We start from the raw sequence: 13,970 nt of genomic DNA, 5'->3' as shown, positions 1-13,970 counted from the left end.
TTACAGTAAATAATTTGTTTATTTTAAAGCTTATGTACAATTATTACTTATTTTTACGATCTTATATTTAGATTTTCCTTGATGCAAACTTCACTAAAAATTGCTGTTGTCGGTTCCGGATTAGTAGGATCGCTATTGGCAATTTATCTTAAAAAAGCAGGTCACACCGTTCATGTTTATGATCGTAGTCCTGATATTCGCAAAATTAATTTTTCGGGTCGCTCTATTAATCTGGCAATGTCCAACCGGGGATGGAAAGCACTCGCTGGTGTTGGTGTAGGAGATGCTGTGCGGGAAATCGCTATTCCGATGGACAAACGAGCCATTCATTTAGTCGATAAACTCAATTTTCAGAATTATGGACAGGAAGGTGAATCGATTTATTCCATTTCCAGAGGAACGCTCAATCGCAAAATGATTGACCTTGCGGAAGAAGCGGGAGCAGAATTTCTTTTTGAACAAAAAATCTGGGACGTAACTTTAAATGATGCTACTTTGCACATAGGGGAAACCGAAAGAGGAGAATGGGAAGAGAAAAAATACGATATGGTTTTTGGTGCCGATGGTGCTTTTTCGAGAATCAGACACAGAATGCAGCGTCAGAGCATGTTCAATTATTCACAGGAATTTTTGAATATGGGTTACAAAGAATTGAATATTCCTGCAAATGCTGATGCATCACATAAATTAGATAAAAATTCTTTCCATATCTGGCCACGTGGAGAATACATGTTAATTGCACTTCCTAATTTGGATGGAAGTTTTACCTGTACTTTGTTTATGCCTTTTGAGGGTAAAAATTCATTTGCTTCGCTTACAGATCGTAAAATGGTGGAGGATTTCTTCACGAAAAACTTCCCGGATTCGATCGAAGTAATTCCCGAACTGGCAAATGATTTCTTTAAGAATCCAACAAGTACCTTGGTAACTATGAAATGTTTTCCGTGGACATACGAAGATAAAATTGCTTTGATAGGAGATGCCTGTCATGCTATTGTTCCTTTTTATGGACAAGGTATGAATGCAGGTTTTGAAGATATTACGGTTTTAAATGAAATGATCGAAAAATACGGAGACGACTGGAAGAAAGTCTTTGCTGAATATCAGATTTCACGTAAACCAAATGCCGATGCAATTGCCGAATTATCCTATCGCAATTTTATGGAAATGAGTACTAAAACGGCCGATGAGAAATTCTTATTACAAAAGAAAATTGAAAAAGCATTCTCAGACAAACATCCTGATAAATGGATACCACTTTACAGCCGTGTAACTTTTAGCGATCGACCTTACAGCGAGGCACTGGCTATTGGAGATTTTCAAAATGTAATTATGGAACAAATATTGCGAATCGACAATATCGAAAATATATGGGACACGCCCGAAGTAGAGCATAAAATTCTCGAATTACTACAAAAATAGATCAATTCCAATGTCAGAAATCAATGTCAAAAAACAATTTAAAATTGACATTGATTTCTGACATTGGAATTGATTTTTGACATTGCCACCGCCATTGATAATTGTTATTTCTTAAACATTTTGGATAGAACCCCAAAAACACCTCTTATAAAAGTAGCACTAGTAACCACTTTTAAAACTGATTTTCCAACAACGCTTGCTGTACTCGGTTCGGACTTAGATGATTTTGCTGGTGTTTCTTCCTCTTGTTGTGCGGCTGCTTGCGTGGCCTCTTCAATCTTTTTGTTTAGAATTTCGTAGGCGCTTTCGCGATCTATTTCCTCAACATACTTTTTAACCAGTTTTGATTTACTGTTGATCGCTTCAATTTCGTCCGGAGTTAAAACATCCATTCGACTCATTGGTGCGCGTATAATAGTAGCGACAAGAGGAGTAGGGATGCCTTTTTCATTTAAGGCTGTTACCAAAGCTTCTCCGATTCCCAAACTGGTTAATAGCTCATCGGTCTTATAATAAGGTGAAGTTGGATAATTGTCTGCTGTTTTTTTAATCGCCTGACGGTCATTGGCAGTAAAAGCCCGTAACGCATGCTGAATTTTTAAACCCAATTGCGCCAATACACCACTTGGAACATCCATCGGATTTTGGGTTACAAAATAAATTCCAACACCTTTAGAACGAATTAGTTTTACGATTGTTTCGATTTGTTCCAAAAGTGCCTTGCTGGCTTCGTTAAAAATCAAATGTGCTTCATCAATAAAAATCACCAGTTCCGGTTGTACTACATCTCCTTTTTCCGGCATTGTCTGATAAATTTCGGCCAGTAAACTCAACATAAAAGTCGAGAACAATTTAGGCTTGTCTTGAATATCTGTCAATCGGATAATGTTTACATATCCTTTTCCATTTTCGTCAATTCGCATTAAATCATCAATTTCAAAAGAAAGTTCTCCAAAGAACAAATCACCGCCTTGTTGTTCCAGTTCGATTATTTTTCTTAGAATAGTTCCGGTAGTTGCGGTTGAGATTTTGCCATAATTGGCGGCTATTTCATCTTTGCCTTCTTCGGTAATATAATTGAGAACCTTCTTGATATCTTTTAAATCCAACAGTGGCATTTTATTGTCGTCGCAATATTTAAAAATAACGGCTACTACACTTGCCTGTGTATCATTTAAATCTAGAATCCTGGAAAAAAGAACCGGGCCGAACTCAGAAACCGTAGCTCTTAAACGAACTCCATTTTGTTTGGAAAGTGACATTAATTCAACTGGAAAAGAAGCTACATTATAAGGTATGTTTATTTTGGCATGACGCTCGGTTATAAAACCCTCTTCTTTACCCTCTTCGGCAATTCCGCTAAAGTCACCTTTAATATCCATCATCAAAACAGGAATCCCCGCATTCGAAAGTTGTTCAGAGAAAACCTGTATCGTTTTGGTTTTTCCTGTTCCGGTCGCGCCTGCTATTAATCCGTGGCGGTTTAATGTTTTCAGGGGAATCTTCACATGAGCCTCTCCAAGTGGTTCTCCGTCCAGAATGGCGCTGCCAAGAATGATGCTGTCGCCCTTAGAAACATAGCCATTATTTATATCCTGAATGAAATTATCTTTTTTATTCATGTTTTTATTTGTAATTTAGATGATTATAAGAGTATTGCTCGATTTTTTAACATTTTTGGTTCTTTATTTTTAGTAAGAAAAAGCCTTTTTTGGTTGAAAATTATATAAAAAATAATTTCGCAACTTTTTAAGAAGATATCAAAGGATTGTTTGAATATTTACTAAAACGTTGTAATTTTCCCATTATTAGTCCTTTTTTTTGTTTTATCTAGAAAACACAGTCAGCAATTTAATGAGATATTTTTTAAATTGACGTTAAATTTCCTTCAATTAAATTAAAAAAAGTTTTTTTATTTAAACTAAACGTATAAATTTGCTCCTCTACAAGTTAAATATAACTAAAAAATAAAATTATTTAAAACTATTAAAATTAAAAAAAATGGCAAACGTTAAAGTTAAAAAAGAAAGCACTTCAAATGGAGGAGGAATGATTTCAGGAATCATTATTGCAGCATGTGTTTTTGTAGGATGGTTAATCTGGAAGTTCATTATGGGGGATTCAGCTAACTTTGAAGGAGGAAATCCAGAAACAGGTCACCCGATTAATACTTTAGGAATGGTATATAAAGGAGGTTTTATCGTACCAGTTTTATTAGGTATGCTTTTAATGGTTGTTGTTTTTTCTATTGAAAGATTCATTGTTATCGGTAAAGCAGCTGGAAAAGCTAATTTAGATACATTCATGAAAAATGTTCAAGGAAATATTAAAGAAGGAAACATTGAAGCTGCTATCGCTGCATGTGACAAACAACAAGGTTCAGTTGCAAATGCAATTAAATCTGCGTTGATTAAATACCAAGACGTTAAAAAAGAAGGTTTCAATAGTGAAGAAGCTTCAGAAGTAATCCACAAAGAAATCGAAGAGGCAACTTCATTAGAAATGCCAATGTTAGAGAAAAACTTGACTATCATCTCTACTTTAGTATCATTAGGAACTTTAGGAGGATTATTAGGAACTGTATCAGGTATGATTAAAGCGTTTGGTGCGATAGCTACTGCTGGAACTCCAGACCAGGCTGTACTTGCAACAGGTATTTCTGAAGCACTTATCAACACTGCAACAGGTATCTCTACTTCAATCTTCGCAATCGTTTCTTATAACTTCTTTACAGGTAAAATTGACGATTTAACTTATTCTATCGATGAGGCTGCTGTTACTATTGTAAACACTTACAGAAAATTCAGAGGAAGTTTGAAACAATAATTAATTTTTGAATATTTAATAAGTACAATTAATTATATCAAAAAAAAATAAAAGAGAATGGCTAAATTAAAAATGAAAAAAAAGTCGACATCGACAGATATGACTGCGATGTGTGATGTTGCATTCCTTTTGCTTACGTTCTTTATTTTGACCGCTACCGCTAAAGTGCCTGAGGCACTTCCTGTTGATACGCCTTCTTCTACAGTACTAACTAAGTTGCCAGATTCAGATTTAGCAATTATTACTATTGGTAAAGGAAAAGATGGAATCAGTAAAGTGTTTTTTGACCTAAAAGGGAGAGAGTTACGTAAAGAAACTCTTAACGGTATGTCGGCAAAATTAGGTGTGGAATTTTCAGAAGATGATAAAGCGGAATTTGCATTAATGGATGATTTCGGTGTGCCGTTGGCTAATTTGAAGCAAATCATTGAAATGAAAGCTGCTGATAGAGCCAAAGCGCCTCAGCCTGGAATTCCTATAGATTCTTTAGATAATCAATTAAAAGAATGGTTGTTGGTTTCTAGAAGAGCAGCAATTGATCTTAGCGGAGGAACTAAAGAATTGCAAATTGCGATAAAAGGAGATGCAAAAGAAGATTATCCACAAATTAAAAAGATTATGGATATTTTGCAAGATCAGAAAATCAATACCTTTAGCTTGGTTACAGGTATGAGAGGAAAAGACTTTTAATTAAAAAATATACACTAAAATGGCTGAATTAAATACCGGCGACGGTGGTGGCGGAAAAGGTGGTAAAGTAAGAAGTAAAAAGCAAAATTCTAAAGTCGATTTAACGGCAATGGTAGATTTGGCTTTCTTATTGATCACGTTCTTTATGTTGACCACTACGTTGTCTAAACCTCAAGCGATGCCCTTAGGTTTGCCAGATAAGGATGATAAAGATCCGAAGAATGTAGATATGAAGGTTGATGAAAAGAGAACCTTGACTATTATGATGGGTGAGAATAATAAGCTTATCTATTATATGGGATTGCTTGATAGTCCTATTGCTGGGCCGAAAGATATTGCATATGGTAAAGATGGAATTCGTAGAGAATTATTAGCTCGTAAAAAATCAGTAATTGAATATACTGGAACTAAAGCTAAAGGGATTATTGTGATCATCAAGCCAGGTAAGAAATCGAAGTATAAGAATCTAGTTGACATTTTGGATGAAATGGCGATTACTGGAGTTGAAACTTATGCTATTGTTAATGATTTTCTTCCTAAAGAAAAAGAATTGTTAGAGAAAAAATAATTTTTTATTTTTTTAATAACCTAATAATCGAGAAAAATGAAATTAGATATTATAAAAAATCAGTGGCTTGATATCGTGTTCGAAGGACGTAATAAGATATACGGTGCATATGAGTTAAGAAAATCAAATAATAAAACTACGGTAAGAGCACTTATCATCGGTTCTGTTATATTTAGCTTAGCAGTTGCAGCTCCTCTTATTGTGAGTTTATTACCAGAATCTAAAGATGATGTGGTAGCGAACGAGATTAAGCTTACTAAGATAAAATTACCTCCTAAAAAAGAGGAAGTAAAGCCTAACACGCCACCGCCACCACCTCCTCCACCGAAAGTGGATCAGGTAAAGTTCGTGAAGCCTGTTGTTGCTAAGACTGAAGAAATTACCGAGGAGCCACCAAAGATTGTGGAGCTGAAGGAGAAAAAAATCGGTTCCGAAACTATCAAAGGTGATCCGGATGCAGTTTTAACTGTGGATGAGCCAGTTGGTAAAGGACCGGTTACTGAGATCATTCAGGAAGATAACAATGTTTATAACACTGCAGGTATCGAGGTAAAACCAGACTTCCCAGGAGGAATTGAAAAATTCTACAAATTCGTAGGAAACAATTACAAGACTCCGGAAGAAGAAGGTTTAAAAGGTAAAGTTTATGTTACTTTTGTAGTTGAAAAAGACGGTTCATTAACCGACATTAAAGTTTTAAGGGATATCGGTTACGGTACAGGAGCAGAAGCGATTCGTGTTCTTAAAAAGTGCCCGAAATGGACTCCTGGCGAGCAAAATGGTAAAAAAGTTAGAGTACTTTACTCTCTGCCTATTACTATTCAATCTGCAGAATAATGTTAAAAAATATGCTTAATAATATTCAGAAGAAATCGCTCAAAGAGCGATTTCTTCTTGTTTTAGGAATACTGTTTTTTTTAATATATCTTGTACTCGGTTTAATGATTATGTTTTGGGAGAAACTTCCGCTGGAAATGGAACCTAAATACAGATATGCTTTTGGTGGATTATTGATAGTGTATTCAGCAATTCGTTTTTTGAGATTAATTAATTCAAAATCAGAATAATTATGTTAAAGTATAGTAAAATTGCAGGCTTAATTGTTTTTGTTTTTTTGTTTGCGATGTGCAACCAAAAAAGCAAGAATGAAGTTGATAATGAAACAATTTTAAAAGGATCGATTGATATTACTGTTGATGAAACTGTAAAGCCTATTGTAGATGATCAGGTGGCGGTTTTTGAAGGAACCTATTCCGATGCTAAATTTACAGTTAAACCTAAGTCAGAAGGAGAGCTTATCAATGATTTGTTAAATCAGAAAGCTAAAGTGGTAATAACTACAAGAAATTTGACTAAAGAAGAAGTAGCTAAATTTGAAAAAAGTAAAATTAAACCTAGAGTTACCCCTTTTGCGACAGATGCAATTGCTTTTATTTCGAACAAAGGCAATAATGATACATTAATAGCGTTGAAAACGGTAATCGATTTTATGCAGGGTAAACCTGATGCAAGAATTAAAGGACTTGTATTTGATAATCCAAACTCAAGCACGGTGCGTTATATGAAGGAGTTGGCTAAAGTAAAAGATATTCCTGCAAAAGGTGTTTTTTCCTTTAAGACGAACGACGAAGTTATTAAATTTGTGTCTGAGAATGATGGTATGATTGGGGTAGTTGGTGTAAATTGGCTCTCTCAGCCCTCACCAAGCATGGCAGGTGTGGTTAAGAAAATAAATGTATTGAGTGTTAAGGGACTAAATAGTAATCAATATTACAGTCCTACTCAAAATGATCTTGCCGAAGAAAAATATCCTTTGGCACGTGATTTGTTTATTGTAAATTGCCAGGGTTACTCTGGTTTGGGTATGGGATTTGCATCCTTTATTGCTGGTGATATTGGACAAAGGATAGTTTTAAAATCTGGTTTGTTACCAGTTAGATCTCCTGGAAGAAAGCTTATAATAAGGAGTCAAATAGTAAAAGATAAAGAATAAATTAATTACAATTAGAGATGAATAAATTTAAAATTTTTAGTCTTGCCTTAGTTGCTTCAGCTACTGTTGCAAAAGCGCAAGATATCAAAGAAGCTAAAAAGGCAATAGACGCTGAGCAATTTCAAAAAGCAAAATCATTGCTAAAATCAATCATCAAAGCAAAACCTTCTGACGGAGAAGCTAATTTTGTTTTAGGTAATGTGTATTTAAATCAGGCAATTATTGATTCTGCTAAAATTTACTTTGCAAATGGTTTACAGGCGTCAGATAAGAAAAACTTAAGTTATATAGGATTAGGTCAGTTGGATCTTGATACAAAAAATACTGCTGCTGCTCAGGCAAACTTTGGTTTGGCGATAAAAGATATGAAGCGTAAAGATGTAGAGGAGTTCATTTACATCGGTAGAGCATATATGAATTCTACTTCACCAGACTATGCAAATGCGATTGCTACTCTGAAACGTGCTTTATTAATTGATCCTCAAAATGCAACTGCACTTTTGGCTATTGGTGATGCGTATTATGGAGCAAACAATCAAAACGATGCGTACAAAGCATACCGTGATGCGTTTACTGCAGATCCGACACTTTTGAGAGCAAAAATGCAATTGGGAGTTTTGTTGAAAGGGGCTAAGTCTTATGATGAGGCGATCAAATCTTTTAATGAAGTAATCGCTTTGAATGCTAACTACGGACCTGTTTACAGAGAATTGGCTGAGACCTATTACAAATGGGGTAGAAATAAACCATCTACTTCTAAAGTAAATATGCAAAATGCAATTACAAACTATGAGAAGTATTTAAATCTTACGGATTACTCTTTAGATTCAAAAATGCGTCATGCTGATTTCTTAATTCTGGTTAAAGATTATAAGAGTTTAGAGACTGTTGCGAACAAGATGATTGCAGAAGATAAAGTAAATCCTAGAATTTTTAGATATTTAGGTTATGCTGCTTATGAGAACGGAAATGTTGATGTAGCTATCAAATCTATTGAAGATTATATCAAAGTACCTTCTAATAAAGTAATTGGTAGAGATTATTTGTACTTAGGTTTGTCTAAAATTAAAAAAGGAACTGCTGCAGACGGAACTGTAGATCAGGCTTCGTTTGACGCTGGTTTAGCAGATATCAAAAAAGCTATTGAATTAGAGCCTTTAGTAGTGGAAGAACTTTCTGATTTAGGAAAAGCTTTGTTTGGAAAGAAACAATTTACTCAGGCAGCTGCTGTTTTAGAGCTTGGAACAACTAATAAAGAGTCTAAAAACTATTTAGATGATAATATTTACTACGGTATTTCTCTTTATTATGCGAACGCAAATAAAACGAATGGTGCTGCAGATGCTGTTGCTTTAGGAAAAGCTGAAGCTGCTTTTGATAGAATATTAGAAGCTTCTCCATCTTATAGTGAAGCTTACTTGTATAAAGGAAGAATCAATAACTTGTTGGAGAAAGATGATTTGATCATTAAAAACTACGAAGAATATGTTACAAGTATCACTGCTAAAGGAGCTGAAGAATTGGCTAAACCAGCTACAGTGAAAAAAGTAGTGGAGGCTTACAACAGTATAGGTGCGAGTTATGCTAATACGGATAAAGTAAAAGCGGTTGAGTATTTCAATAAAACTTTAGCTTTAGATCCTACAAATGCTTACGCAACACAATCTGTAAAAACTTTAAAATAATATAAGTTTTTAATTAAATGAATAACCGATAGTTTCTTTGAACTATCGGTTTTTTTTGTTCCGTATTTAATTGACTATCTTTGCACTTTAAAATAAAATAATGTTATCAAAAGAAATACAATTAGAAGTAAATAAAGGAGCTATGTTGCCTTTGATGGAAGAATTTTATACCATTCAAGGGGAAGGTTTTCATACCGGAACAGCTGCTTACTTTATACGAATTGGAGGTTGTGATGTTGGTTGTCACTGGTGCGATGTGAAGGAAAGTTGGAATGCTGAGTTACATCCGCCAACGAGTATTGATTTAATTGTAAGTAATGCGTCAAGTCAAGCTGATACTGTAGTGATTACTGGTGGTGAGCCTTTAACTTGGGATATGAGTTTGTTGACTCAGGAGTTGAAGAATAAAAAATTGAAAGTTCATATTGAAACCTCAGGCGCGTATCCGTTAACTGGAACCTGGGATTGGATTTGCCTTTCTCCTAAAAAGAATAAACTGCCAACTCAAACCGTATATGATAATGCACATGAGTTAAAAGTGATTATTTACAACAAGCACGATTTTATTTTTGCAGAAGAGCAGGCAGATTTGGTAAATGATAATGCTATATTGTTTCTTCAGCCGGAATGGAGTAAAAAAGAAGAAATGACACCTCTGATTGTTGATTATGTAATGAACAATCCGAAATGGAGAGTTTCACTTCAAACGCATAAGTATTTAAATATTCCTTAAATCGATATAAAAAAATCTCTTCAATTGAAGAGATTTTTTCTTTTATAATAGGAGCTGTGCTATGTGAAACAAATAAACATTTTGTTCTAATCCCAGTTTTTGTTCTTTTTTAAGGTGGTGATATGAGCCATATGGTGGTTACTGTGCCATGCATACATTCCAATAATTTGTTTTAATAAGTATTCGGAATTATTTTCGGGATGAATAAACGATTTGTCTAAATCTGACCCGCTTAGATTTTTCATGATATAGGCTAGTCTAAAGTGCAATCCTTCCAATAACTGTAAGGTTGGTTCGATCGGCATGGTCAGATTATCCGGAAGCTCCGACCACAATTTTTCATCATAAGCCTTTATTACCGGATTGTTTTCTGTTAAAGCCCATTTTAATCGGATAAAACAGTTCATGTGACTTTCGGCACAATGGTGAATTACTTGTCGAACAGTCCATCCGCCAGGACGATATGGAGTGTCGAGCTGTTCTTCAGTCAAATCAATAGTTTCTTTCTTTAATTTATTCGGAAACGATTCGATGATGGCGATATTAGTGGAAATATATTCGGCATTGTAATCTTTTGGAGCTTGAAATTTTCCAATGGGATATTTTAGTTTTTCTAAATCTGTTTCGTTCATAATTTACTCATTTTATAAAGAAAGTTTGGCCAGATAATCATAATGATCGCCTTCGAGAATCAATTCGCATTTTAATCCGTTGGCATTAGCAGCATTTTGTAGGGTATTGTAGTCTAGGTACAACCAGTCGAAAGGTTCTTCTTTGTCTCCTTTGTATGAAATATTGAAAACAAGCTCCCCATAATACTCATTGCTTGATGGGATCCATTTTCCTCCATCTTCATCTTCGTCAAACATGTAAATAATGTCTGAGCTGTCAAGTAATATTTGTCCTCCGGGGTTCAATAATGACCTAAGTTTGGACAGGTATTGGTTGCAGTTGTTTAATTTGCCAAAAATTCCAACGCCATTCATTAATAAAATGATAGTATCGAATTTTCCTTCGTCAAAATCCAGTATATTTTGAACCTTGGCGTTTTGTACCCCACGCAGTTTACAGGTTTCGATCGCTTTTGGTGAAATGTCAATCGCTGTAACGTCCAGATTTCGATCCTTTTGTAAAGACAAACTATGACTTCCTGCTCCGCAGCCTACATCTAAAGTTTTTCCGAATGCCAGTTGTAATGCTTTTTGTTCGAGTTTAGGCATTTCGTTATACGAACGAAATAAATAATCCACACTCATCTCATCTTCTTCAGAAATTGAAGTTTCGGTAATAATATCCTCTGGTGAATTATTGGTTTGGAAATCATACATGGCTTTCCCGAAAAGATCTTTCATCGTATTTTAGTTCAAAGTTTAAGGTTTCAAGTTTAAAGTTGTTTAATTTTGCACATCAACTTTAAATTTTAAACTTGAAGCAAATTTTAAATAACTTAAATAAGTTAGCCAAAGATAAGCATATCGAAAACAAAAAGTATTTTGATAAGCTTAAAAAGAAACAACCGAAGAATTTGGATTACGTGATGCAGGATTTGCATGATGCTGAATTTAGGAAAACAGATTGTTTGCAATGTGCTAATTGCTGTAAAACGACCGGGCCTTTGTTTACTTTGGCTGATATCGAAAGGATTTCAAAATCATTCAGACAAAAGCCACAACAATTCATTGAACAATATCTCAAAATTGATGAGGACAAAGATTATGTGTTAAAAAGCGTGCCTTGTACTTTTTTGGATAGTGAAAATTATTGTATGATTTATGATGTTCGTCCGAAGGCCTGCAGGGAGTTCCCGCATACTGATCGTAAAAAATTTCATCAGATTGCGGACTTAACATTAAAAAATGTTGCGATTTGTCCTGCTGCTTACAATATAGTAGAAGAAATGAAAAAGAAACTTCCTTTGTAAGATCTTAAATAATTCGTAATTGTTTTTAAAAGCATTTTTTTTGCTTTTTTAAATGTAATTTTGATTCGAATGAATCCAGAAGGGATATAATTAATAATTTCAAGACAATTTAAAATTTGAATTTAGAATATTTCATAGCTAAAAGACTTATTACTGCCAGAGATTTTAAAAGCAGTATCTCGGCGCCAATCATTAAAATTGCTATTTCGGCTATCGCTATTGGTATGATAATGATGATTGTTTCTGTTGCAACGGGTATTGGCTTGCAGAAAAAAATACGGGATAAAGTTTCCGCTTTCAACGGGCAGATTATAATATCAAATTTCGATAATAACAATTCCGAGGTTACGCTGATTCCAATTTTGAAAAAGCAAGACTTTTATCCCAATTTCAAATCGGTTCCTGAAGTTAGTCATATTCAGGCAATAGCTACTAAGGCTGGAATTATCAGAACAGAAAATTCTTTTGAAGGTATAGTTTTCAAAGGGGTTGGGGCAGATTATGACTGGAAGAACATTGAAGAGTATCTTGTAGAAGGAAGGGTGCCGGATTATGCGAAAGCTCTGAATGAGGATGTGTTGATTTCCAGGTTTCTTGCGAACCGGCTTCATCTTAAAGTTGGGGATAGTTTTAATACCTTTTTTATAAAAGAGGAGCAGGGTAAAATGCCTAATAGTCGTAGATTTAAAATCGCTGGAATTTTTAGCTCAGGATTTCAGGATTTTGATGCAACCTATATATTTGGTGATATCAGGCATATTCAGAGGATAAATAAATGGAGTGCCGATCAAATTGGTGCTTTTGAAGTGTTTATTAAGGACTTTGATGCTATTAAAACAACGGGAGAGAAAATTTACGATCAAACATCTTCTAATTTAGATACTAAAACGATAATCGAAAAGTATAGTTATATATTTGATTGGTTACAGCTTTTTGATTTTAATATCATTGTTATATTAGGTGTAATGATATTGGTTGCTACCATTAATATGGTTGTGGCTTTATTGGTTTTGATTCTGGAGCGGACTCAGATGATTGGAATTCTAAAAGCATTAGGGGCTAATAACTGGACAGTTCGAAAGGTATTTTTGTATAATGCTTTTTATCTTATTATTCAAGGCTTGTTTTGGGGTAATCTAATTGGTATTGTTTTGTTGTTGATTCAGCAGCACTTTGGAATAATTCGTTTGAATCCTGAGAACTACTATGTAAATGAGGCGCCAGTCTATTTTAATTGGGGGTATATTGTTTTGTTGAATTTGCTTACGATTGGAGTGTGTTTCATAGTGTTGTTAATTCCTTCCTATATAATCACAAAGATCTCCCCTGTTAAAGCCATTCGTTTCGAGTAATTTTGTTGTTCTGTTATATATACAACCCGACAGGTTTTTTCAACCTGTCGGGTTTGTTTTTTTTACTACCTATTAGATAAGAGTAGTTTTTGTCCAGCTGATCGAAGTCGAAGCTTTGAGGTTTGGAATTTGGAATTTGAGATTTGGAATTTGAGATTTGGGATATTTAGTAGCTTTCTCCCGCTATTCGTTTCAATCTTTTGCTTTTTAAAGGAAAAAGCAAAAGGATTTCCACTTCTATCGGGGCTAGGGTAGAGGTTTTCAGAGGAAAGATTGGTCATAAAATAAAAACTTGGCGTCTTGGTGTCTTTGCGAGACTAGTAAAATAGGGGTGTTTCAAAGGAAGGTGTAGTATTGAATCTAATTCACTAAAGAAAAACCTTTCAAACCTGAAAATAGTTTAATTTGTAAAAGGGGTGTTATCAGAGTGTTAAGATAAAGTTTGAAAAAAGATTCAAAATAGTTCGATAAAAAGCTTGCAGAACTCAATAAAGTGACTACTTTTGCACCCGCAACAGCGATAGACGTTCACTGAAATACTGACAAGCAAACGAATTAAAACGAAAAGAAATTTTCAAAAAAAGATTTAAAAAAGCTTGTGAGATTTGAAAATGGATATTACATTTGCGCCCCGCAAACGAAGTTCACCGAACACTTTTAAAAATAGAAGTTAAGTGAGGTAAAACACGGGAAGCTCATTGAAAGACTGGTAAGGAGAGAAGGGAAAAAGGAAAGAAATTTTCTTAAAAAAAACTTCAAAAATCTCTTGCCATTTAGAAA

Annotated in this window: 14 protein-coding genes; 11 read left to right on the top strand and 3 right to left on the bottom strand. The window is 34.5% G+C overall.

From position 1 onward, the window contains the following. The first annotated feature begins 81 nt into the window (after nt 1-81). Nucleotides 82-1,422 (top strand): FAD-dependent oxidoreductase, encoded by a 1,341-nt coding sequence (locus FLA105534_RS09665; protein ID WP_173965922.1) that lies wholly within the window; start codon nt 82-84, stop codon nt 1,420-1,422. 104 nt (nt 1,423-1,526) lie between these two features. Here FLA105534_RS09665 and FLA105534_RS09660 read toward each other — a convergent pair whose 3' ends face one another. Further along, nucleotides 1,527-3,044 carry a helicase HerA-like domain-containing protein gene (locus FLA105534_RS09660; protein ID WP_173965921.1) on the bottom strand — a complete coding sequence of 506 codons (1,518 nt, stop codon included), beginning with the start codon at nt 3,042-3,044 and terminating at the stop codon, nt 1,527-1,529. 379 nt (nt 3,045-3,423) lie between these two features. Here FLA105534_RS09660 and FLA105534_RS09655 point away from each other — a divergent pair, with 379 nt between their 5' ends. The 8 genes from FLA105534_RS09655 (at nt 3,424) to FLA105534_RS09625 (ending at nt 9,917) form a co-directional block, all read left to right on the top strand. Then, on the top strand, nt 3,424-4,248 hold the full coding sequence (locus FLA105534_RS09655) for a MotA/TolQ/ExbB proton channel family protein (protein WP_173965920.1): 825 nt from the start codon (nt 3,424-3,426) through the stop codon (nt 4,246-4,248). A gap of 57 nt (nt 4,249-4,305) precedes the next feature. Beyond that, nucleotides 4,306-4,938, top strand: a complete 633-nt coding sequence (locus tag FLA105534_RS09650; RefSeq protein ID WP_173965919.1) for an ExbD/TolR family protein — start codon at nt 4,306-4,308, stop codon at nt 4,936-4,938. Nucleotides 4,939-4,957: 19 nt separating this feature from the next. Further along, nucleotides 4,958-5,506 carry an ExbD/TolR family protein gene (locus FLA105534_RS09645; protein ID WP_173965918.1) on the top strand — a complete coding sequence of 183 codons (549 nt, stop codon included), beginning with the start codon at nt 4,958-4,960 and terminating at the stop codon, nt 5,504-5,506. Nucleotides 5,507-5,542: 36 nt separating this feature from the next. Continuing rightward, entirely contained in the window at nt 5,543-6,343 is an 801-nt protein-coding gene (locus FLA105534_RS09640) for an energy transducer TonB (protein ID WP_173965917.1), read from the top strand. Continuing rightward, complete coding sequence (locus FLA105534_RS23805; protein ID WP_246253210.1) at nt 6,343-6,573, top strand: hypothetical protein; 231 nt, start codon at nt 6,343-6,345, stop codon at nt 6,571-6,573. Before FLA105534_RS09640 ends, FLA105534_RS23805 begins: the two co-directional genes overlap by 1 nt. Nucleotides 6,574-6,575: 2 nt before the next feature. Continuing rightward, nucleotides 6,576-7,499, top strand: a complete 924-nt coding sequence (locus tag FLA105534_RS09635; protein ID WP_173965916.1) for a PstS family phosphate ABC transporter substrate-binding protein — start codon at nt 6,576-6,578, stop codon at nt 7,497-7,499. Between the two features lie 17 nt (nt 7,500-7,516). Continuing rightward, nucleotides 7,517-9,184 carry a tetratricopeptide repeat protein gene (locus tag FLA105534_RS09630; RefSeq protein WP_173965915.1) on the top strand — a complete coding sequence of 556 codons (1,668 nt, stop codon included), beginning with the start codon at nt 7,517-7,519 and terminating at the stop codon, nt 9,182-9,184. A 100-nt stretch (nt 9,185-9,284) separates the two neighbouring features. Continuing rightward, the gene (locus tag FLA105534_RS09625; RefSeq protein WP_173965914.1) at nt 9,285-9,917 is read left to right on the top strand and encodes a 7-carboxy-7-deazaguanine synthase QueE; all 633 of its coding nucleotides are present in this window, start codon (nt 9,285-9,287) and stop codon (nt 9,915-9,917) included. A gap of 86 nt (nt 9,918-10,003) precedes the next feature. On the opposite strand, the gene FLA105534_RS09620 is transcribed toward FLA105534_RS09625, so the two are convergent. Both FLA105534_RS09620 and FLA105534_RS09615 read right to left on the bottom strand, forming a co-directional pair. Further along, nucleotides 10,004-10,549, bottom strand: a complete 546-nt coding sequence (locus FLA105534_RS09620; protein WP_173965913.1) for a YfiT family bacillithiol transferase — start codon at nt 10,547-10,549, stop codon at nt 10,004-10,006. 12 nt (nt 10,550-10,561) lie between these two features. Next, nucleotides 10,562-11,269 (bottom strand): class I SAM-dependent methyltransferase, encoded by a 708-nt coding sequence (locus tag FLA105534_RS09615; RefSeq protein ID WP_173965912.1) that lies wholly within the window; start codon nt 11,267-11,269, stop codon nt 10,562-10,564. A gap of 74 nt (nt 11,270-11,343) precedes the next feature. Here FLA105534_RS09615 and FLA105534_RS09610 point away from each other — a divergent pair, with 74 nt between their 5' ends. Continuing rightward, on the top strand, nt 11,344-11,838 hold the full coding sequence (locus FLA105534_RS09610) for a YkgJ family cysteine cluster protein (RefSeq protein WP_173965911.1): 495 nt from the start codon (nt 11,344-11,346) through the stop codon (nt 11,836-11,838). 116 nt (nt 11,839-11,954) lie between these two features. After that, nucleotides 11,955-13,190: an ABC transporter permease gene (locus FLA105534_RS09605; RefSeq protein WP_173965910.1), complete on the top strand. Its 1,236-nt coding sequence runs from the start codon at nt 11,955-11,957 to the stop codon at nt 13,188-13,190. The last annotated feature ends 780 nt before the right edge of the window (nt 13,191-13,970 follow it).

It is taken from the genome of Flavobacterium collinsii (assembly GCF_902804485.1).
Lineage (GTDB): Bacteria > Bacteroidota > Bacteroidia > Flavobacteriales > Flavobacteriaceae > Flavobacterium > Flavobacterium collinsii.
Note: the sequence above shows the minus strand (reverse complement) of the source record. Positions and strands in the feature narration are given on the sequence as shown.